Source organism: Sediminibacterium sp. TEGAF015 (assembly GCF_025997995.1).
GTDB lineage: Bacteria > Bacteroidota > Bacteroidia > Chitinophagales > Chitinophagaceae > Sediminibacterium.
This window is the reverse complement of record NZ_AP026683.1, coordinates 2487820-2509756: the sequence shown is the minus strand read 5'-3', so window position 1 is coordinate 2509756 and position 21937 is coordinate 2487820. Positions and strand designations below refer to the sequence as shown.

Annotated in this window: 22 protein-coding genes; 14 read left to right on the top strand and 8 right to left on the bottom strand. The window is 38.4% G+C overall.

Going from position 1 to position 21937, the window contains the following annotated elements:
• Positions 1-7 precede the first annotated feature (7 nt).
• From paaB to TEGAF0_RS11205, 8 genes are all read left to right on the top strand, one after another.
• Positions 8-376, top strand: a complete 369-nt coding sequence (gene paaB / locus TEGAF0_RS11240) for a 1,2-phenylacetyl-CoA epoxidase subunit PaaB (RefSeq protein ID WP_346347626.1) — start codon at positions 8-10, stop codon at positions 374-376.
• Positions 376-1167: a 1,2-phenylacetyl-CoA epoxidase subunit PaaC gene (gene paaC, locus TEGAF0_RS11235; protein WP_264898306.1), complete on the top strand. Its 792-nt coding sequence runs from the start codon at positions 376-378 to the stop codon at positions 1165-1167. Before paaB ends, paaC begins: the two co-directional genes overlap by 1 nt.
• A complete protein-coding gene (gene paaD / locus TEGAF0_RS11230) occupies positions 1161-1652 on the top strand; it encodes a 1,2-phenylacetyl-CoA epoxidase subunit PaaD (RefSeq protein ID WP_264898305.1) in 492 nt (163 codons plus the stop codon). Before paaC ends, paaD begins: the two co-directional genes overlap by 7 nt.
• A 9-nt stretch (positions 1653-1661) precedes the next feature.
• Positions 1662-2438, top strand: a complete 777-nt coding sequence (locus tag TEGAF0_RS11225) for an enoyl-CoA hydratase-related protein (protein WP_264898303.1) — start codon at positions 1662-1664, stop codon at positions 2436-2438.
• An 18-nt stretch (positions 2439-2456) separates the two neighbouring features.
• Entirely contained in the window at positions 2457-2876 is a 420-nt protein-coding gene (paaI, locus tag TEGAF0_RS11220; RefSeq protein WP_264898302.1) for a hydroxyphenylacetyl-CoA thioesterase PaaI, read from the top strand.
• Entirely contained in the window at positions 2873-3466 is a 594-nt protein-coding gene (locus TEGAF0_RS11215) for an acyltransferase (RefSeq protein WP_264898300.1), read from the top strand. Before paaI ends, TEGAF0_RS11215 begins: the two co-directional genes overlap by 4 nt.
• A gap of 41 nt (positions 3467-3507) precedes the next feature.
• Positions 3508-4509 carry a GTPase ObgE gene (obgE, locus tag TEGAF0_RS11210; protein ID WP_037351718.1) on the top strand — a complete coding sequence of 334 codons (1002 nt, stop codon included), beginning with the start codon at positions 3508-3510 and terminating at the stop codon, positions 4507-4509.
• Between the two features lie 161 nt (positions 4510-4670).
• Positions 4671-5093, top strand: a complete 423-nt coding sequence (locus TEGAF0_RS11205) for a hypothetical protein (RefSeq protein ID WP_264898299.1) — start codon at positions 4671-4673, stop codon at positions 5091-5093.
• A gap of 256 nt (positions 5094-5349) precedes the next feature.
• On the opposite strand, the gene TEGAF0_RS11200 is transcribed toward TEGAF0_RS11205, so the two are convergent.
• The 3 genes from TEGAF0_RS11200 to typA all read right to left on the bottom strand — a co-directional run bounded on the left by TEGAF0_RS11200 (position 5350) and on the right by typA (position 9437).
• Positions 5350-5931 carry a hypothetical protein gene (locus TEGAF0_RS11200; protein ID WP_264898297.1) on the bottom strand — a complete coding sequence of 194 codons (582 nt, stop codon included), beginning with the start codon at positions 5929-5931 and terminating at the stop codon, positions 5350-5352.
• Between the two features lie 3 nt (positions 5932-5934).
• Positions 5935-7395, bottom strand: a complete 1461-nt coding sequence (locus TEGAF0_RS11195; protein ID WP_264898296.1) for a hypothetical protein — start codon at positions 7393-7395, stop codon at positions 5935-5937.
• 224 nt (positions 7396-7619) lie between these two features.
• Positions 7620-9437, bottom strand: a complete 1818-nt coding sequence (gene typA, locus TEGAF0_RS11190) for a translational GTPase TypA (RefSeq protein ID WP_264898294.1) — start codon at positions 9435-9437, stop codon at positions 7620-7622.
• 170 nt (positions 9438-9607) lie between these two features.
• On the opposite strand from typA, the gene TEGAF0_RS11185 reads away from it, so the two are divergent.
• From TEGAF0_RS11185 to TEGAF0_RS11175, 3 genes are read left to right on the top strand one after another with little or no spacing between them, the layout of a single operon-like run.
• The gene (locus tag TEGAF0_RS11185) at positions 9608-10615 is read left to right on the top strand and encodes an alpha/beta hydrolase (RefSeq protein WP_264898292.1); all 1008 of its coding nucleotides are present in this window, start codon (positions 9608-9610) and stop codon (positions 10613-10615) included.
• 54 nt (positions 10616-10669) lie between these two features.
• The gene (locus tag TEGAF0_RS11180; protein ID WP_264898289.1) at positions 10670-11719 is read left to right on the top strand and encodes a 3-oxoacyl-ACP synthase III family protein; all 1050 of its coding nucleotides are present in this window, start codon (positions 10670-10672) and stop codon (positions 11717-11719) included.
• Positions 11720-11738: 19 nt separating this feature from the next.
• Positions 11739-12647 (top strand): diacylglycerol/lipid kinase family protein, encoded by a 909-nt coding sequence (locus TEGAF0_RS11175; protein ID WP_264898287.1) that lies wholly within the window; start codon positions 11739-11741, stop codon positions 12645-12647.
• Positions 12648-12712: 65 nt separating this feature from the next.
• Here TEGAF0_RS11175 and TEGAF0_RS11170 read toward each other — a convergent pair whose 3' ends face one another.
• Together TEGAF0_RS11170 and TEGAF0_RS11165 are read right to left on the bottom strand one after the other, a co-directional pair.
• Positions 12713-14941 carry a hypothetical protein gene (locus TEGAF0_RS11170; protein WP_264898285.1) on the bottom strand — a complete coding sequence of 743 codons (2229 nt, stop codon included), beginning with the start codon at positions 14939-14941 and terminating at the stop codon, positions 12713-12715.
• Positions 14942-14988: 47 nt separating this feature from the next.
• Positions 14989-16053 carry a COX15/CtaA family protein gene (locus tag TEGAF0_RS11165; RefSeq protein WP_264898283.1) on the bottom strand — a complete coding sequence of 355 codons (1065 nt, stop codon included), beginning with the start codon at positions 16051-16053 and terminating at the stop codon, positions 14989-14991.
• Positions 16054-16125: 72 nt separating this feature from the next.
• Between TEGAF0_RS11165 and TEGAF0_RS11160 the strand changes: the two genes are divergently transcribed.
• Positions 16126-16725, top strand: a complete 600-nt coding sequence (locus tag TEGAF0_RS11160; protein ID WP_264898281.1) for a ribonuclease HII — start codon at positions 16126-16128, stop codon at positions 16723-16725.
• Here the strand turns inward: TEGAF0_RS11160 and TEGAF0_RS11155 are convergent.
• Positions 16722-17336, bottom strand: coding sequence for an L-threonylcarbamoyladenylate synthase (locus TEGAF0_RS11155; protein WP_264898279.1), 615 nt, complete (start codon positions 17334-17336; stop codon positions 16722-16724). The genes TEGAF0_RS11160 and TEGAF0_RS11155 overlap by 4 nt on opposite strands.
• A gap of 275 nt (positions 17337-17611) precedes the next feature.
• Here TEGAF0_RS11155 and TEGAF0_RS11150 point away from each other — a divergent pair, with 275 nt between their 5' ends.
• On the top strand, positions 17612-18265 hold the full coding sequence (locus TEGAF0_RS11150) for a response regulator transcription factor (protein ID WP_264898277.1): 654 nt from the start codon (positions 17612-17614) through the stop codon (positions 18263-18265).
• A gap of 15 nt (positions 18266-18280) precedes the next feature.
• Here the strand turns inward: TEGAF0_RS11150 and TEGAF0_RS11145 are convergent, their stop codons facing one another.
• Positions 18281-19321, bottom strand: coding sequence for a 2-oxoacid:ferredoxin oxidoreductase subunit beta (locus TEGAF0_RS11145; RefSeq protein WP_264898276.1), 1041 nt, complete (start codon positions 19319-19321; stop codon positions 18281-18283).
• Positions 19322-19324: 3 nt separating this feature from the next.
• Positions 19325-19669, bottom strand: a complete 345-nt coding sequence (locus TEGAF0_RS11140) for a carboxymuconolactone decarboxylase family protein (protein WP_026750867.1) — start codon at positions 19667-19669, stop codon at positions 19325-19327.
• 84 nt (positions 19670-19753) lie between these two features.
• On the opposite strand from TEGAF0_RS11140, the gene TEGAF0_RS11135 reads away from it, so the two are divergent.
• A complete protein-coding gene (locus TEGAF0_RS11135; RefSeq protein ID WP_264898275.1) occupies positions 19754-21904 on the top strand; it encodes a S9 family peptidase in 2151 nt (716 codons plus the stop codon).
• The last annotated feature ends 33 nt before the right edge of the window (positions 21905-21937 follow it).

Below are 21937 nucleotides of genomic sequence, written 5' to 3'. Positions count from 1 at the left end.
AAAGAATATGAGCTTTCAAATACATAAACTTTATTACGGCGATTACGGCGAAAGCAAAAACGGAGCCGCTGATATTTCTACCCAACAAACCAATAAAGCTGAATGGCCTTTGTGGGAAGTATTCATCCGCAGTAAACAAGGATTAGATCATAAACATGTAGGAAGCTTACATGCAGCCGACGCTGCCATGGCCATTGAGAATGCAAGAGATGTATACACCCGAAGAATGGAAGGGGTAAGCATCTGGGTTGTGGAGAGCAAGCATATTCATGCCAGCAATCCGGATGAGGCAGAAGCTTTGTTTGATCCGGCCAATGACAAAGCCTACAGACATCCTACATTTTACGATTTACCTGATGAAGTAAAATACATGTAATGACGACTACAAAAAACGAAATTGATTTTTTGCTTCATCTAGCAGATAATGCTTTAATTATTGGACACCGTAATAGTGAATGGTGTGGGCACGGACCCATTTTAGAACAAGATATCGCTATAACCAATATTGCGTTGGACTATATAGGACAAGCCAGAAATCTATACCAACATACTGCTGAACTGATTAACCAGCAAACAGACAAAATAGAACTCACGCAAACCGGAAAGGATATTAGTTTGCCCGTAACCGAAGACAGCCTTGCTTATTTAAGAGATGTAGTGGAGTTTAAAAATTTGTTGATTACGGAAATAACCAACGGTGACTGGGCACAAACAACATTGCGTCTGTTTTTGCTGAGTCTGTTTCAACTGGAATTGTTCACACAGTTATTGAAACATGAAGATCCACAGGTTGCTGCTATTGCAGAAAAATCCATTAAGGAAATCAACTATCATGTAAAGTGGAGTCAAGACTGGGTATTACGTCTGGGAGATGGCACAGAAGAAAGCAAGCGACGTATGCAGCAGGCCATTGATACCATTTGGGCCTACACAGGCGAGTTGTTTATTCAACCCGATTATGCAAGGGATGCTTGCTTAAACTATGCTGCTATTGAAACCACTTGGAACAAAAAAGTGGCAGCTATTTTTGAAGAAGCAGATCTGGAGATTCCGGCCAAAACATTTATACAAAAAGGCGGTGCCACTGGCATGCACACAGAACACTTAGGATATATTCTGGCAGAAATGCAATACTTACAAAGAGCTTATCCCAACAGCGAATGGTAAATACAATTGCAGATACGAATGCAGCCATCTGGTCAATTTTGGAAACCGTAATGGATCCGGAAGTACCTGTATTGTCTGTGGTAGATTTAGGGGTGATCAGAGCTGTTGCAAAAGATGGTCAGCAGATAACCGTAACGATTACACCTACATACACAGGGTGCCCTGCCATGGACATGATTGCCATGCAAATTAGAATGGCTTTGATGGCAGCAGGATATGAACCGACTATCAAAACTATTTTATCTCCGGCCTGGACCACAGACTGGATGACCGAAAAAGGGAAGCAGCAATTAAAAGCCTACGGCATTGCTCCGCCAATAGGGAAAAGTATAGACGCTGCTTATCTGGAAGAATTGGTTGTTCCTTGTCCGCAATGTCAATCTACCCATACCGTTTTGATTTCACAATTTGGAAGCACGGCTTGTAAAGCCTTGTTTAAATGCGAAGAGTGTAAAGAACCTTTTGATTATTTTAAATGCCATTAAAATTTTTATATGGATGCAATATTGTTCAGCGTTGAGTCAGGAGTCGCTTTCATAACGATGAATCGACCAGACAAATTAAATTCTTTCAACAGGGCCATGGCATTGCAGTTGCAGGCTATAATAGACCAATGTGCCAGCGATGAAAATATCAGAGCAATTTATCTTACTGGTGCCGGCAAAGGTTTTTGTGCAGGACAAGATTTGGCAGAAGTAGTGGATCCTGAAGGACCGGGCATGCAAAGAATTTTAAGCGAACATTATAATCCGATTGTACTAAGACTAAGAGAAATGCAAAAGCCGGTAGTAGCTGCTGTGAACGGTGTTGCAGCTGGAGCAGGCGCCAATATTGCATTTGCCTGTGATATCGTTGTAAGCAAATCAAGCGCATCGTTTATTCAAGCATTTTCTAAAATCGGATTGATTCCGGATAGTGGTGGCACATTCACATTGCCCCGATTGATTGGGTTTCAAAGAGCGAGTGCCTTAATGATGCTGGGTGATAAAGTATCAGCAACAGAAGCTTTGCAAATGGGCATGTTGTATAAGATTTTTGAAGATGAGGTTTTTGAAACCGAAAGTAAAAAACTGGCGCTTCAACTGGCAACTATGCCCACCAAAGCATTGGGCTATATTAAACTGGCATTAAATGCAAGTGCTACCAATACTATACAATCACAACTGGCTTTGGAAGACGAGTTGCAGCAAAAAGCAGCAGCAACAGCCGATTTCAAAGAAGGCGTTGATGCTTTTTTAGCCAAACGAGCTCCCCAATACAAAGGCCAATAAATTGATAAAACGTAAGTCATGACACCACAACATATTGTAGAAGAAATGATGAAAGCAGATTTGTTTTCACAATGGTTAGGCATAGAAGTATTAGAGATACAGGAAGGATACAGTAAAATTAAAATGCAGGTAAGACCCGAAATGATGAATGGATTGGGCATTGTTCATGGTGGAATTGCCTTTGCTTTTTCCGACAGTGCATTTGCCTTTGCCTGCAACAATAGAAATAATTTATCGGTGGCATTGGACACTTCCATTAATTTTCTGAAACCAGTACATGTAGGAGATACATTGATTGCTGAAGCCAAAGAATTACACAATGGAAGATCGACCGGGTTATATCAAATTACAATTACAAATCAGCACAACGAGTTGGTGTCTTACTTTAAGGGAAATTGTTTCAGAACAGGTAAGCATGTTGTAAAAGCATCTTTATGATTTATTCTTTTAAGGGATTTATACCGGTTGTACATGAAAGTTCCTTTGTGCATCCCCAGGCTGCTGTTACAGGCAATGTAATTATTGGAAAGAATGTGTATATAGGACCCGGAGCCGCGATCAGGGGTGACTGGGGCGCCATCATTATTGAAGACGGCTGCAATGTACAAGAAAACTGCACCCTGCATATGTTTCCGGGTACCACCGTATTATTAAAAGAAAATGCACATATTGGTCATGGTGCAGTGATTCATGGAGCTACCATTGGCCGTAATTGTCTTGTGGGAATGAACTCAGTCATAATGGACAATGTAGTTCTAGAGGATGAATGCATTGTTGGTGCTATGAGTTTTATTAAGGCAGATGAGCATTTTATCTCCCGTTCTTTAATTGCAGGCAACCCTGCCAAAATTATCAAGACCGTTTCAGATGAAATGATTGCCTGGAAAACAAAAGGCACTGCATTGTATCAACAGCTTCCTAAAGAAATGCAGGAATACTGGGAACCTTGTGAACCCCTAAGAGAAATTCCTGCCAATCGTCCCCAACAGGAAACCCTTTACAGCACTTGGAATGCAATGAAAAAATAGACCAAATTTCAATGTTGTATCTTTGCACTTAAATTATACAAGTGTCGGAACGGAATAACTTTATAGACTATATCAGAATTTTTGCGCGCAGTGGTCACGGTGGTGCAGGCGTAAGGCATTTTATGCGCAACAAACTAACTGCCATGGGCGGCCCGGACGGTGGCGATGGCGGCAGAGGCGGACATATTATTTTAAAAGGGAACCGCAATCTCTGGACATTGTTGCATTTGCGTTATTTCAAGAATGTATTGGCCGAAAACGGTGAGAACGGTAGTAAAGACAATTGTACCGGCAGAGACGGAAAAGACATTATCATAGAAGTACCACTGGGTACAGTTGCCCGTGATGAAGAAACCGGCAAGATTGAAGCAGAAATTTTAGAGGACGGACAAGAATATATCTGGATGCGCGGAGGAAGAGGCGGATTGGGCAATAGCAATTTTGCCACTCCAACCAATCAGGCACCCGACCATGCACAACCCGGAGAACCCGGTATTGAAGGATGGAAAAATATTGAGCTGAAAGTATTGGCAGACGTGGGTTTGGTGGGATTTCCGAATGCAGGAAAATCCACATTGCTATCAGTGATTACTGCAGCCAAACCTAAAATTGCCAATTACGCATTTACTACCTTAACGCCTCAGTTAGGCATGGTTGCTTATCGTGATTCAAAATCATTTTGTATTGCAGACTTACCGGGTATTATTGAAGGAGCAGCAGAAGGTAAAGGATTGGGACATCGTTTCCTCAGACATATTGAACGCAATTCCGCTTTATTATTCCTGATTCCTGCCGACAGCAATGACCATCGCAAAGAATTCGAAATTCTTCGTCAGGAACTAAAGAACTACAATGAAGAAATGTTGCAGAAAGATTTCATCATTGCCATTAGTAAAAGCGATATGCTGGACGATGAATTAAAAGAAGCCATTAGCAAGGAATTACCGGCTGATATTCCACACGTTTTCATTTCATCGGTTACCAACAAGGGACTAACCGAACTGAAAGACCTGCTTTGGGAGACCTTAAACAAGCCGATTTAAAAATTTAATTGCTTAATTTTCAAATACTTAGATTCAAAATCCCTTTTGACTGGGTTACCTTTTGTCCAATGGGGTATTAATGTGTATAGTGTACACTAAGCTTTTTCGTTTGCTGTTGCCAATTGAGAAAAATTTATTACTCACAGTAAAATTTGAAAAGTATGAAAAAGCAAACAATCGTTACCAGTATCAAGAGAATCGTTTTTGGATCTGTGGTGTCTTCCTTGATGTTTTTATCTGCCAATGCATCTGTATCTCCTGTAAGAGCTTATGATATATCTGTTAAAAGCCATGCAGAAGTAAAGTACAGTGGTATTGATAAGAATCAACTACACACTATTCAGGTAAAATACAGCAACCCAACGGGTGCGAACTTTACCCTGATTATTACAGATGCCAACAATGAATTGGTATTCAGAGGAAGTTATTCCGACAAAGACTTCAACAAGACATTTAAGTTTCCAAAAGATGAGTCAAACAAATTGTCTTTTGTAATTGAAGATGTTAAAGCAAAGAAGTCTGAACAGTATAACGTAAGCTTTGAAACCATCGTTATTGAAAACGCTGTAGTCAGCAAGTCTTAATTAAAAACTGAAATGTAACAAACAAAAGAGCCTCCCAATGGGAGGCTCTTCATTTATCATTATCCTAGGAAAGAATTTTTTTTAAATAGATTAGAAGAGCAATGATTGCCAATGTAAGGACAAGGAAAAAAAATCAATGGATATTTGATTCGTGTTTTTACTTTTAATTGATTTTTGTAATTGTCTACCTTTTGAATACAGAGTTCCAGATCCTATTATAATTATTATTAAATAATAAACACTCATAACCATTTCTTTAAAATACATATCCAATAGAAAAGTTAAGCCAAATTCGATCCAACTTTCCAGTAGTGGTATTCATTTCACCTAAACGAAATGCAAAAGGCGCAACACCAATAAAAAAAGCTGTATAAATATTCTTTTCAGATTGATTTTGAAATCCTAGATTAATAAAAGTCCCATAACTGCCATTATTAATTTGTTTAGGCTCATTAATTGAGGCAATACTGTTAGAGCGAAAGTATGGTTCTATACCTATATAGCCAGCCGAATAATTTTTAATTGATTTGCCATTCCTAATACGTCTATTCAAAGAATAATAATATCTTGATTCTATTGAAGAAATCCAACTTACTTGTGATCTAATTTTATCCCTATTTAATGCGGCACTTGAAGCCAAGGTGAAATTTAAACCTGATTTTATTAACAAGGTTACTGTCTTTTTTAATGGAATTTCATATTGAAGATTAACAATAGGAATCGGTATACTTGCCGCAACACGAAATATGCCAATTTTATTAGATGTAGTATCTAATTCTTGACTAACGCCGTTTATATTTAAGCAAATAAATAAAAAAGAAAGAATATAAACACGCATGAATTATAATTTTATTATCCGAATTCCATACCAGTTGCATCCAATTCTTGCTCTTCCTGTAAAACTGCCTGACTTCATCTCATAACTATATGTAGTGCCACTGCCCCATGGTGTACCTATATTCCAATCAAAACGCCAAACATTAACATTACTATACCCTTGTTCCTTATATGCATTTGCAACAGTAACACGTAATTTATTATTATCTTTAATTGACGATAGTTGTTTAGCGTATTTCTCATATCTTGATGAAAATGTTGGATCTATATTATCAATAAGTGAATTAAGAAATGGTTTAAATAAGTCATTAAACTGATTATTAATAAGTGAGTTTAGCTGGCCATTTAAAAAACTACTAGCTTGTGAATTATTTATGTTTTGCCCAAATGGAAAGTTTAAATTGAGCTTTAAATCCATCGCCTCAAGGATGTGATTCCCAATCTTTAAATTTATAATATTATTAAATTCGGGCTGAGGTAATGTTGTAAAGTTATAAGGTGATGGTATAACATAGTCAGTATGCAAGTCCATATTTTCAATTCCAAGTACAATTTCATCAGCATAACTCTCTGCCCAATAAGGTATTCCTAAAAACGATCTTTTCCTCTGGACTTTTCCCCTAATTCCAATAGTTCTTAAGATTCCCAAACCTAAGAAATTTGTACTGAATGTTTCAAACTTAAATCTACGATTTTGATCGAAGTTATTGAAATATGCTGAGTTGAAATCATTGCCAGTTTGATATGTTTCATATTGATAGTTACTCGGAAAGATAATAGAACATGGAATTGTTCCGCCACTAGATCCAGGTGTATTTAAAATAGGATTTGATAAGTCAAATGGATCAATATTTGTCTCAATTCTAGTGATCCCATCACTTACTTGATAAATATTACTGCCATAAAATGTTTCATTAGGAAAACTGTTGAAGTTAGGGTTATATAAAATCTCTGATTCAAATGCAGGGTAAATTTCTCTAAAATTATTAATATACTCCGACTCAACCTGAATTACACCAATTCTTGTAAGTTTAAATAAATCGCCATTTACTAATACTTCTAAATTAGAATTTACTATATTGGCAACTGTCGGATCTTGAGTTAAGTAGGTTTCCATATCAATAAGGAATTCCTGAACATCAACATTGTCCGAGCTGCTACTTGTTGAAGTATTTTTTATTATGTTATTTGATTCTGAAGATAAGAGTTTTTCATGTTTTTTTGAAAGGCTAATAAATTCGCTAGGAATCTTCATCAACTTCAATTTATCCTCTTGTATTTCTGAATAAAATTTGTTTAAATCTTGTTGGCTTTTAAAGCTAAGTATTCCACTTGGAAAAGCGGAATTTTTAATAAGTATGACTGAGGGATCTTCTTCAAATTGAAGATTACTTATATCTTTTTTACATGAAATAAAAACAACCGGAATAACTATAAAGATTAATGATAAAAATTTAGACTTCATTTTTTTTCTTGCTAAGGTTAAAATATAATTTTTTATTAGCTCCAATATTAACTTCTAAATTCGATAAAATGCAATCACTACAAAAATTAGGGTGATTTATGCAATTGCACAATAGTTTGAATTTATGAAATCATAAAACTTCTTCCTCTTACTTTTCATTTAATATAGCAAACAAAAGAGCCTCCCAATGGGAGGCTCTTTTAATATGTAAAAGTATTTGGAAATTATCCTACTGCTTCAGATTTCATGCTTTTAGAAACTTTAGAACGTTCGTTCTCATCCAAAATGGTTTTACGCATACGAATATTCTTAGGCGTTACTTCAATACACTCATCTTGCTGAATGTATTCCATGCACTCTTCCAATGTAAACTGAAGCTTTGGAACAATTCTTACTGCATCATCACTTCCGCTTGCACGGTGGTTGGTCAGTTTTTTCATTTCCACTGCATTCACATTTAAGTCACCTGGCTTAATATGTTCAGCAATAATTTGGCCTACATACACTTCATCTCCCGGATCTACAAAGAATGATCCGCGATCCTGTAATTTATCAATTGAATAGGCTGTAGTTACTCCTTGAAACTTCGCAATCAATACACCGTTGTTTCTTCCGGGAATAGGTCCTTTCCATGGTTTGTAATCAATGAAACGATGCGCCATAACAGCTTCACCTGCGGTACCGGTTAACATCTGAGAACGCAAACCAATCAAACCTCTCGAAGGAATTTCAAACTCTAAGTGTTGCATTTCTCCTTTGGATTCCATTACCTGCATTTCACCCTTGCGCTGTGTAACCAAATCAATTACTTTACCGCTGAATTCAGAAGGTACATCTACCACCAGGTTTTCATAAGGCTCATGCTTCTTACCATCAATGGTTTTCACCAATACCTGAGGATTACCTACAGTTAATTCATATCCTTCTCTACGCATGGTTTCTACCAATACGCCCAAATGCAGAATACCTCTTCCGTATACCAGGAAACTATCGGCGCTGTCTGTATCTTCTACTCTTAATGCAAGGTTCTTTTCAGTTTCCTTCATCAGACGATCACGTAAGTGACGGGATGTAACAAACTTACCATCTCTACCAAAGAAAGGTGAGTTGTTAATGCTGAAAGTCATGCTCATGGTAGGTTCATCCACACTGATAATGGGTAATCCTTCCGGATTCTCTACATCAGCAATGGTATCTCCAATATTGAATTCTTCCAATCCTACAACCGCACAAAGATCTCCTGAACGTACTTCAGCTACTTTGCGCTTGCCCATTCCTTCAAATACGTACAATTCCTTTACACGCATTTTCTTCACGGTACCATCTGCTCCCTGCACCAATGCAATTTGCTGACCTTCTTTAATAGAACCTCTGGTTACTTTACCAATGGCAATTCTACCTAAGAAAGAAGAATAGTCTAATGAAGTAATTTGCAACTGAAGGGTACCTTCGCTCACTTTAGGTGCCGGTACATATTTAATGATACCATCCATTAAAGGAAGGATATCTTCTGTTGGTGTTAAGCTATCATTGAACCAGCCATTCTTACCACTTCCGTAGAAAGTTGGGAAATTCAATTGCTCTTCTGTTGCATCCAGGTTAAAGAATAATTCAAAAACGGCATCATGAACTTCATCCGGACGACAGTTCGGCTTATCTACTTTGTTGATTACTACAATGGGATGTAGGTTCAACTGTAATGCTTTCTGCAATACGAATCGCGTTTGAGGCATGGGGCCTTCAAAAGCATCCACCAATAAAATTACCCCATCGGCCATTTTCAATACGCGTTCTACTTCCCCGCCAAAATCACTGTGCCCGGGTGTATCAATCACATTAATTTTATAGTCTTTGTAAGTAACGGCAGCGTTTTTACTGAAGATCGTGATACCACGTTCTCTTTCTAAATCGTTGCTATCCATGATTAACTCACCAGCATCCTGGTTGTCTCTGAAAACTTTAGTTGCACCCAAAATTCGGTCTACTAAAGTGGTTTTGCCATGGTCTACGTGCGCGATGATGGCAATGTTTCTTATTTCCATTATTGTGTATTTATCTCAGTATCAGTAAGTTACGTATTTGATACTGTTTATTTAGGCGGCAAAGGTACGGCTTTAACGCGGGGGATGCAAGTAAATATGGGTCATTATTCTGTTAAGGATTCCCCTTGTAATACATAATAAACCCTAAATTGGCCTGTTAATTCAATTGTATGCGTATCATCAAATGGTTGATAGGATTCATTGCAGTGGCAGGTATTGTATATCTGCTTGGTCCCAATCCGGAAACCCCTGTTTACAATACAACCCTCCCGAATATTCCCGGAGAGCCTGCGGCACTGGAGGCGTATATCCAATCAAATGAACAGAAACACAAGGTTCGACCCAACAATGAAGCTAGAATTGTGTGGGCAAATGATAGCGTGAAACAAAAAACACCCTATGCAATTGTATACCTGCATGGATTCAGTGCCAGTCAGGAAGAAGGCAACCCGGTGCATCAGCAAATTGCCAAACAGTTTGGATGCAACTTGTATTTAGCGCGTTTATCAGAACATGGTATTGATACTACCGATGCACTCATCAATATGACTGCAGCATCCTTGTTTGAATCTGCCAAAGAAGCTTATGCCATTGGTAAACAAATTGGCGAAAAGGTAATACTAATGGGCACTTCTACTGGTGGTACATTAGCACTGCAGTTAGCAGCAATCTATCCTGAAATTGCAGGGCTGGTATTTTACTCGCCCAATATTGCTATTAAAGATCCCAATGCATGGTTATTGAATAATCCATGGGGATTACAAATTGCGCGTATGGTAAAAGGCTCTAACTATATGGGCGTGCAGAAAGAACATCCCTTGTATCAGCAATACTGGAATACCAAATATAGACTGGAAGCCACTGTGCAATTAGAAGAATTGTTAGAAACCACCATGACAAAGGAAAATTTTGCAAAAGTGAAGCAACCTTTACTGGTCTTGTATTATTATAAAGATGAACAAGAGCAGGATCCTGTGGTAAGCGTGGATGCAATGAAGAAAATGTTTGCAGAAGTAGGTACAGAAGAAAAAAATAAAAAAATGATTCCAGTGCCAAACACTGGTAATCATGTTATTGCTTCTCCTATTCAATCAAAAGATATTATTTCCGTTGAAAAAGAAACGGCTGAATTCTTAAAAAACATACTGCAGTTATCTATACAACCAAGCATTAACTGATCCTTCACAGCCCGACGGTAAAGAATCCTTACCTTTAATTTTAAACTGTTTGCTATGCCATTGAGTAAAATTGCCGGAATAGGCATGTACGTTCCATCGAATGTTTATACGAATAATGATCTGACCAAATATATGGAAACCAACGACGAATGGATCCAGGAAAGAACCGGGATAAAAGAACGTCGTTACGCACATAGAACCCAAGAAACCACCACTACTATGGGAGTGGAAGCGGCAAAAATAGCCATTGAAAGGGCTGGTATTACCCCCCAGGATATTGACTTTATTGTTTTTGCAACTTTGTCTCCCGATTATTATTTTCCCGGATGCGGTGTACTGGTGCAAAGAGCCATGCAGATGAAAGAGATTGGTGCATTGGACGTAAGAAATCAGTGCAGTGGATTTGTGTATGCCCTGAGCGTTGCCGATCAGTTTATTAAAACAGGGATGTATAAAAATATTCTGGTGATTGGAAGTGAAAAACACTCTTTCGGATTGGATTTTTCCACCAGAGGCAGAAATGTATCAGTGATTTTTGGAGATGGCGCAGGGGCAGTTGTATTGCAGCCTACAGAAAAAGAAGGTCAGGGTATTTTAAGTACCCACTTACATAGCGACGGAGAGTCTGCTGAAATTTTAGCCATGTACAATCCAGGGTCTCATGCGAATCACTGGGGTGCTAAAAACTATGCAGATTTTGATGAGGCAGAAATTTCACAGATGTTCATGAGTCACCAGATGATTGACAATGCACAGAACTTTCCCTATATGGACGGACCAGCTGTATTTAAAAAAGCTGTTGTGAAGTTTCCGGAAGTTATTATGGAAGCGCTAGAGAAAAATGGCTACCAATCTACCGATATTGATATGTTGATTCCACACCAGGCAAATCTTAGAATCAGCCAGTTTGTTCAGCAGAAATTAAAACTGCAAGATCATCAGGTATATAACAATATCATGAACTATGGAAACACAACGGCAGCATCCATTCCTATTGCCCTTTGTGAAGCTTGGGAAAAAGGAATGATTAAAGAAGGAGACCTGGTATGTTTAGCGGCTTTTGGTAGTGGATTCACCTGGGCCAGTGCATTAATGAAATGGTAGCAATACCAAGTGTAGCATCATGAAGAGAAAAATCATTTATTTAATCAATCCCATTTCTGGTACATCCAAAAAAGATAAAATCAGAGAGTTGGTTGAAAAAGTAACTGCTGCCAAAGGCTTTGAATACAGGGTATTCAACACCAATGCAACAGGCAATTACGAGTACCTGAAAGAACATATTGCCAAAGAAGGATTCACAGATGTAGTAATCCTAGGCGGCGATGGAACAGTGAATCAGGTAACTGCTTCCCTGCGCGACACAGGAGTTCAGTTTGGTATTATTCCTGTGGGATCAGGCAATGGCCTGGCTAGGGCTGCTGGTATTCCCACCAGCATGAAGAAAGCGATTGACATCATTTTCAATGGTGAAGCTGAATATATAGACGCATTTACAGTGAACGGAGAATATGCCTGTATGTTAAGTGGTATGGGATTTGACGCACAAGTGGCTCACGACTTTGCCCAGAAATCTACCAGAGGCTTATTTACGTATACTCAGCAAAGCATACTCCAGTTTTTCAAAGCCAACCCTTACCAGTTTGAAATTGTATTGGATAACTTTTCTGTTTTCACAGACGCATTTTTTATCAGCATAGCTAATAGTAATCAATTTGGCAATAATGCTATTATTGCTCCTCAAGCAAGTTTGTCTGACGGATTACTCGATATTGTGATTGTTCAGAAGATGAGCAAAGCAAAATTACCTTTTGCTATACTTCGCCAAATGCGCGGAAACAATAAAGTACAGCAATTGGTAGAAGATATGAGCTCTAAAAATATTCTCTATTTCCAGACACCTGCACTTACGATCAAGAATCCCAAATTGGCACCCCTCCATATTGATGGAGAGCCTAGAGATGCGGTGGAAGAACTCAGCATTGAAATAATCCCCAATGCTTTTCGCTTGATCAAACCGAAAAACAAATAAGCTTTTCCACAAAGCACATTGCATACACTAACATTTAGAAATGGATATCGTATGCATGATTGTGTCTAAGGTTCTTGGAATGTTTTCTGTAAACGCTCAAATTCTTTTTGATTTAACGGATTGTATACCGCTTCGGCAATGTCTCTTTTTTCTGCTGCTGTTAGGTGAAAACTCAAGCTAGCTGGGGCTTCTGATTTAGAAGGGATATACTGAAATGAAAAACGATAAAAATTATCTCCATATGCTTTTCGCATATAATCCAGCTGATCATGCTGGTAATAATCCTGCATTTTAAACCAGTTATTTTGCAGAATCAAAAAAGGTTTGGTTAAAAAGCCAATTAATGAATTGCTCTCTAATGGTTTTTCCCAGTCACTTAAACTTCTGTCTCTTATTTGAATCAATACCACTTTGGATGTATTCTCTTGAATCCAGTCTTTAAAAACAGCTATAAATCGTAAAGCAGATTCCTGACCATAATTGTCTCTTAAGCCAGCATCCATTACATCAATAACAGGATTCGTTGGTAACCAAACATTGGGTAACACATATGGAAATGTGGCATTCATTCGTAATGCAGACAGCAAGTGAATATCGTTGCTATTCTGGTTGATAAGAAAACTATTGAAGTCAACTGCATCCGGATCAAAGGGCATGATATGTGTACTATCTGAAACAGGACGCATCAAGAAACGAACAGGTCGTGAGGCAATAATCATTTTCCTTGCATCTCTTGTAATGACAGAGTTAAAAAAAACAGATGGGATAATAGCTTTTGTTTCTGCATCCCTATAAGAACCAATGGTTTTAAGGAAAATGCCTCCTGTGTTTTCATTTAATTTCTCTTCAAAAGCATAGCCACGATCTTTTACATATTCAAAACCATTAGAGGTAAATTTTTGAGCTGGCCCCAACATATCACGGGTTAAAAAAGAAGAGAACAAGGGACTAAGAAGATCTTTGGATATATTATTTACATATGCTTTGTCTTGTAAATTAACAGGCTTACCCTTTAGTTTTTCATGATACAATTCTCTGAAATAAACCGCACCAAGCATCCCACCTGAAGCGCCATTTATCAGGATGGTTTTTTTCATAAGCTGGCCATCCATCAGGCTATCCAGGAACTGTAATGTATTCATTGTAAAAGTAGCACTCCTGGTACCACCGCCACTGGTATTAATAATATAGAGAACAGGCTTTTCTTCATTTTGTCTGGCTTTCCAATTATTCAGAATATGTAGAAAAGCGGCTTTGTCTTTTGCAACAGAATCAGCAGTTGCCAGTGTCTGAATTGCTTCCTTTGTGTATTCAGGTCTTTCTGATTTCTTTACATAATTGAGTCCGTATGCTTTGTTTCTTGGATCCAGAATTTCGTACTGATACAAAATATTGGCTACGAGATAGGCGGCAACCAGTGCCATGAAACTCCAGGACTTAAGAAATAAGGTTAATGCTCCTGCTGCTGCTATTAAAATAGCAAACAGTAAAGTAATACTGGCAGCAGCAGGCAACTGAAACAGTCTTGCATCTGAACTATATCCTACCAGAATCAGAAAAACAAAAGCAATCATAATGGCTATAACGGCTGCAAAATGATGACGTCCAAAAACAGCTTCCAGAAACTCAGGATTGTAATGCTTAATGTTTCGGGGTTTTCGCAGCTTAAATGCAGCACTAAAAAACCAGTCGACGCGGATGTCTTGTTTACTATCAGGTATTCTGTTTTTTGCAGACATCCGGTCATGGCGTTTATTGGCATCGGATATGGTTGCTGAAATTGTTTTGTAAATAGTTTTGTCAGCTCCAAAAAAATAGAGGAAAGCAAAAGCTATCGAAACAATAAATCCACCGGTATAGCCCAGCGCTAGTCCTACGAAGTCTGTAACAGAAAACAATTCCTGATTCCTTGTATATTGATAAGCTTCAATCAGGTAAAAAATTAAAAATGCAAAAGGTATTATGGCGTTATTAATGCAATATTTAAGAAAGGGTTGAGCAGTAGTTGCTAAAAACTGTATCCGGCTACTATGCAAAATGAACGTAGTAATATTCCAGCTCATGATAAAAACACCGGATGTAATACCGACAATTGCAGTACTCAAAGGATTGATATTCCCAAAATATTCTGGGGCAAGAAACAGGGAATAAGCCCCGAATGTTTTCATGAAGCTACCACCAACTGTAGCAAAAAGGATATACCAGAAAACCAGAAATATCTGATAACGTCTGAAATGCAACAACAATAGTTGTACAGGTAACGAAAACCAGACGCCTTTCAGAAATTGCTTCATTCAATTTAACAGCAGTCATTTAATATTGGTATCGCTGCTGATTAAATTTAGCAAATTTTGGGCCGAACTAGAAATAATATAGTAACCAAAGAGAGCAATAATAACATGCCGGTTAATTGGTGCAGTTGTGCCATCCACTCAAACCCACCCCATGTACCTGGTACTATACTACTACTAGTTAATACAGAAGCAATTCCCAGTATAACTTGAACAAGCACTAATATCAAAGGATACTTCGCTGCTTTTCTTAGTGTTGGCGTTGCGGATAATTTTAATAGTTTTAGCGACCAGTAAATTACCAGAACTAAAATCAAATAAGCCAATCCTCTGTGTATGAAATGTATCAGAATGGTATTATCAATAAAATTCAGTAGGAATGGCTGATGCGTAAACATCGTATCAGGAATCCAAGTTCCATTTATGGTGGGCCAGGTTGCTGCTGCATTAGCTGCTTTATGACCAGCCATCAATGCCCCGTAAATCAACTGTACAACTAATAAGCCAACTAAAACAATATTGATATTCCTTGTTTTTTTATCTGCAACAATCTGATCTTTTGGAATCATTAGTTTAAGTGCAAACCAGTAAGTATAACTTAATAATCCCAGTGCCAGAATAAAATGCAATGCCAAACGGGTGGGTTTTACGTAGACAGCATCACCTGTTAATCCGCTGGCGACCATGATCCATCCAACCAATCCTTGTAATGCACCCAGGAAAAATAAAACCAGTAAGGAACCAATCATTTCTTTTTTGAATGACTTCTTTACAATGAACCAGATAAATCCAAATGCAAATACCAATCCAATTAATCTGGCCCATAAACGATGAAACCATTCCCAGAAAAAAATAAATTTAAAATCAGACAACTGAAAATCAAAATTCAGCAATTGGAACTGAGGCGTTTGTTTGTATTTGTCAAATTCTGCCAACCAGGCTGCTTCATTTAAAGGGGGCAAGGCTCCGGTAATCACATCCCATTCTGTAATGGATAACCCACTGCCGGTTAGTCGGGTAATTCCTCCCAAGGCAATTTGAATAATCGTCATTCCCACGCCAATCAGTAGCCAGGTAGCTACCGATTTATTTTCTTTCGCTGCAGATAAACTCATGCTTTCTTTCTTTTGTGCAAAGGTATAACACTCAAACTTCGAAATTGATGCATGTTTACCTAGTTTTACCAAATGTTACCTGCATTTTATAAGGAAAACCAGATAGAGGCCGGATGTGATGAAGCCGGAAGAGGCTGCTATGCCGGACCCGTATTTGCTGCTGCTGTTATATTATCCCCTTATTTTAAACACCCATTATTAAACGACAGTAAGCAAGTAGGGGCAAAACAGCGAATGATTTTGAAAGAGGTAATTGAGTCGAACGCTCTGGCCTGGTCCGTTGCCAGTATTGATGCAGAGGAGATAGACAGGATCAATATTCTCAAAGCCAGTTTCAAAGCCATGCATATGGCCATTGAACAGCTCAAAATAAAACCGGAGTTTTTATTGATTGATGGAAATCGGTTCATGCCTTATAAAAAAATTCCACATATCTGCATTGTAAAAGGCGATGGTAAGTATGCATCTATTGCTGCCGCAAGCATTTTAGCAAAAACTTACAGAGATGCTTATATGGAAAAAATACATGGACAGTTTCCTCAGTACGGCTGGAAAAAAAACAAGGGATATGGAACATTGGAACACAGAATGGCTATTGAGACCAACGGATTGTGTATGTATCACAGGAAAAGTTTCAATATCAGCCCCAAACAATTGGAAATGCCCTTTTAATCCTGCTCTTCCCAAATTCCCGCTCCTTGCCTTACCAGTTCATAAGGGCTCTTGGTACAATCAATAATGGTGGAAGGAACCATTCCCCCATTGCCTCCATCAATAACTATGTCTACCAGATGATGAAAGTTATCGTACATGGTATCCGGATCTGTATATTCCTCTACCATTTCACCAGGTAAGGAAGCAGATAATAAAGGATGACCCAATTCCGCTACAATGGTTCTGGCAATATTGTTATCCGGTATTCTTAATCCGATGGTACTCTTTTTATTTTGCAGAATCTTGGGTACTTCTTTACTTGCAGGTAATATAAAAGTATACGGACCAGGCAAATGACTTTTTAATAAGCGATACAAAGGCGTATCTGTTGTTTTACAATATTTACTAAGATCACTTAAATCATTGCAGATAAAACTCAGTTGTGCTTTTGCAGGATCAATTTGTTTGATTCTTGCAATTCTTTCTACTGCTTTTGGCTGAAAAATATCACAACCCAAACCATAGATGGTATCGGTAGGATAAATGATAATGCCACCCGATAACAAACAGTCAACTACTGTTTTAATATGACGAGGATTGGGATTATCCGGATGTATATGCAATAGCATACTTAAAGGTAAATAAAAAACGAAGGCGACTGTTGTCGCCCTCTGTTTGTTTGTAACCCCTGGTTAAAAAATGCTATCGATTTTAAATAGTCACCATTTAAAATGATAGTGATTAAAACTAAGAATAGCCCAAGGTTTTATGATGCGAATTTGTCTACAAAAAATACCGTGAAATCACGGTCAAAAAATCGTATAATTAATAATTTATATTCAATTTTATTTAGTTACTTCATATCACTGTTTAGTAATACCCCCGATTTTACTAAATGAACTGTATGAAAAAGATTGTTTTGGTAGACGATCATATTCTATTAAGAAATGGTCTGTCTGTAATCATTGGCGGCTTCGATGATTTCACCATCTTATTTGAAGCCAATCATGGACAACACTTTATTGAACAGTTAGATCCGGAGAATTTACCGGACATCGTTCTGCTCGATGTTACCATGCCTGTTATGAACGGTTTTGAAACTGCGGAATGGATTTTTGCCAACCACCCTTCTATTAAAGTAATGGTATTAAGTATGCTGGGCGATGAACGTACCATTATTAAAATGCTGAAGATGGGTGCTTTGGGATATATGACAAAGGATACCGACCCCAAAGAACTAAACCGTGCATTAAATGAATTGTATTTCAAGGGTATTTACTTCAATCAGTTGCTATGTAATAATCTTGTTCATTCAGTGAGAAACGGTCTGGAAGAACCCAATGACGAATACCAGATATTGATCTCTCTTCCAGAGAGAGAAAAAGAGTTTTTGAAATTGTTGGCTACCGATTTAACACTGAAAGAAATTGCAGCAAAAATGAGTTTAAGTCCCAGAACCATTGATGGCTACAGAGATAACCTTTTTGAGAAAGTAAAAGTAACCAACCGGGTTGGTCTAGTTTTATTTGCGCTCAGAAACAACTTGATTCACTTATAAATTTCAAACAACAGGCTAGTCTTTGATTTCCCAGATTTCTTTTCCGCGAAGCAACTGATCTAGATTGCCTTTGCCTTTTGTTGCAATGGTCTCATCAATTTGCAGTGCCATCAAGTCTTCATAGCAGGGTCTTTCCGTTTCATAGAAAACACCAAATGGTCTGGGGAACTGGAAATTTGATTGATGTGGGTCATCAAACATTCTGATTAATGTTTGTGCCTTATAAAAATCCTTCTCGTCGTGTATCCAGCAATCATCAGCAGAGAATTTATCTCCCAGTTCAACTACTTCAGGCTGCAAACCATTCAAACGAATGCCCTTATGCTGATTGGCACCAAAAATCAATGGCTTCCCTTGCTCCAAGAAAAGATCATGATCTGCCTTGGTAGATTTTTCTGTAAAGATTTCAAAAGCACCATCGTTGAAAATATTACAGTTCTGATAAATTTCTAAAAAGGAAGCACCCTTATGCTGATGAGAACGGGTAAGCATTGTTTGCAAATGCTTGGGATCACGATCCATAGAACGTGCAATAAATGTAGCGTCTGCTCCCATTGCCAATGCTAAGGGATTAAACGGATGATCAATACTTCCGAAAGGTGTACTCTTGGTAATTTTTTTCTCTTCGGAAGTAGGGGAATATTGTCCCTTGGTTAAACCATAAATCTGGTTATTGAACAATAAGATATTGACATCAAAATTTCTTCTAAGCAGATGTATTGTATGGTTGCCCCCAATACTTAGTCCATCTCCATCACCTGTTACAATCCATACACTTAGTTCGGGGCGTGTTGCTTTTAAACCACTTGCAATGGCGGTAGCCCTTCCGTGAATACTATGCATCCCAAAAGTATTCATGTAATAAGGAAAACGGCTACTGCAACCAATTCCACTAATGATAACAATATTTTCTTTGGGAACTCCAATGCCCGGCATGATTTTTTGCACCTGAGCCAGAATGGAATAATCTCCACAACCCGGACACCAGCGTACCTCCTGATCCGTAGCAAAATCTTTAGCAGTTAAAGTTGGAGTGGCTATTGTTTCAGTAGACATGATTTATTGTTTAATAAGTTCTTCCCAATATTCAGCAGCTCTTCTGGTATGTGGTATAACGATGGTTCCGCCCACAATATTCGCTACAGCAAAAATTTCATACATTTCTTCGGTGGTTACACCCAGTTCAAAACTCTTTCCCAAGTGGTATTTAATACAATCATCACAACGCAAAACCATGCTGGCTACCAAACCCAGCATTTCCTTTGTTTTTTTATCTAATGCGCCGTCTTCGTAAGTGTTGGTATCCAAATTCCAGAGACGCTTCATTACCAGATTGTTCTTACTCAGAATCACTTCGTTCATCCGCTCTCTGTAGCTGTTAAACTCATTCACCATTTCACTCATATGTAAAATATTATACTGCAAAAATACATCAGCAACACTTAGCCGAACCAATTTCTTTGTATTTTAAAGCTCAAATACTATCGAATGAAGAAATTTTTATTCCTGATTTGCTTTTTGCCCATCATTGCAATGGCACAGCAAGCTGTTGATCTTGTTAAGATTACCGATATGTACAAGATTAAACAAATGAACAGTGTAAGTCTTAGTCCTGACGGAAGTCAAGTACTATTTGTATTAAATAGTATTGAGCCGGAGGGCAATAGTAAGTGGGAATATAAGTATACCAATCAATTATATCTTGTAGCAGCAGATGGCTCTTCTGCACCAAGAGCATTGACGTTTAAGGAGAATGCCAGTCAACCTGTCTGGAGCCCTGACGGTAAAAAAATTGCCTTTGTAAGAGCAACAGACGGTAAACCTCAAATCTTTTTATTGTCATTAGACGGAGGAGAACCGGTTCAAATGACAAAGTTCCGCTACGGTGCAAGCAGTCCGGTATTCAGCCCCGATGGCAGCATGCTTTTATTCAGTGCTTCTGTTTCACTGAGTGATTTGCTAAAAGACAAAGAAATGAATCCGAAAGGTGCAGTACCAGCCTGGCCAGCTGAGCGGCCTGGGTTCAATCAGAACCAGTTTCTGTTACCTAATTCCGCTCAACCCAATCCGGATGGAACGCCAGAAGAAATCAAAGCCTATCTAGATCTGAACGTAGCTGATAAAAAAGCCAAAGTGATTCACAAACTTAATTTTCAGGAAGAAGCAACTACTTCAGGAGACCAATCATTTTCGCACTTATTTATTATGACTGCTGAACCTGGTGCAACACCCAAAGCCATTACCCATGGATTCTACCGATTCGGAGGTGCCAGCTTTACATCCGATGGAAAGAAAATTGTTTTTACAGGAAATACAGATGACGCTCAACACCCGGACAGGGCGCAGGAAACACAGATTTTTATTGCCAATACTGATGGTTCAAATATGAAACAGTTATTAGGAGAAAAAGGCAAGTCTTATAATAGTCCATCTGTTTCTCCTTCCGGAAAATGGTTGGCAGTGCAGGTTGGAACTGTATCATTTGTAAACGTACCTGAATTGGCCATTATGCCATTGAATGGAACAGTAGCGGATTTAGTGATGCTTCCCTTCGACAGAAACAAGGGTGGGCTTACTTGGAGCAAAGACGAACAGCATATTTATTTTACCGCACAGAGCAATGGTGGCGCTCCTATCTATCGAATGAATGTAAAAACCAAAAAAGCAGAACAACTTACCTCCATAGATGAAGGCATCAGCAGCTATGCTATGAAAGCAGACAAGTTGGTGTATGTGAAGACAGCAGTTACCAATCCTTTTGAAATCTATACCACAGATATCTACGGTAAAAATGAAAAACGCATCAGTAGTTTTAATTATGACTGGGTAAGTAAAAAACAATTGAGCCTGCCTGAAAAAAGAACTTTCAAAAATGAGAAAGGATTAACGGTTGAATACTGGATCATGAAGCCAGCCAACTATGTGGCAGGTAAAAAATATCCGACCATTTTAAATATTCACGGAGGACCTTCGGCCATGTGGGGACCTGGTGAAAGCTCTATGTGGCATGAGTTTCAGTACTATGCTGCCAAAGGCTATGCCATTGTTTACGGTAATCCAAGAGGCTCTGGTGGTTATGGCGAAGAATTCCTGAGAGCCAATGTAAACGACTGGGGTGCAGGACCCACTTCTGATGTATTGACTTCTGTTGATCTAGCTACAAAAGAAGGATTTATTGATACCTCCAGACTGGCAGTGACCGGTGGATCCTATGCAGGTTATTTAGTGGCATGGATTATCAGTCACGATCAGCGTTTTAAAGCGGCTTGTGCACAACGAGGTGTTTACGATTTAGGAACTTTCTTTGGAGAAGGCAATGCATGGCGTCTGGTTCCGAATTATTTTGGTGGCTATCCTTGGGAAGAAAAAACAAGACCCATTTTATTCCGTGAATCACCCATTAATTATGTAGATAAAATCCATACCCCTTTTATCATTTTCCATGGTGAAAACGATTTAAGGACTGGTGTTATTCAAAGTGAAATGTTGTACAAAAGTTTGAAGGTACTGGGTCGAACTGTAGAGTACGTAAGACATCCGGGCGGCACACATGAATTAACACGCACAGGTAATAATCGTCAAAGGGTAGACCAAATGCTTAGAACGATTGAGTTTTTTGATAGGTTTATTCAACATTGATTGCATTTCAATCTTGATGTATCTAATTTAAGA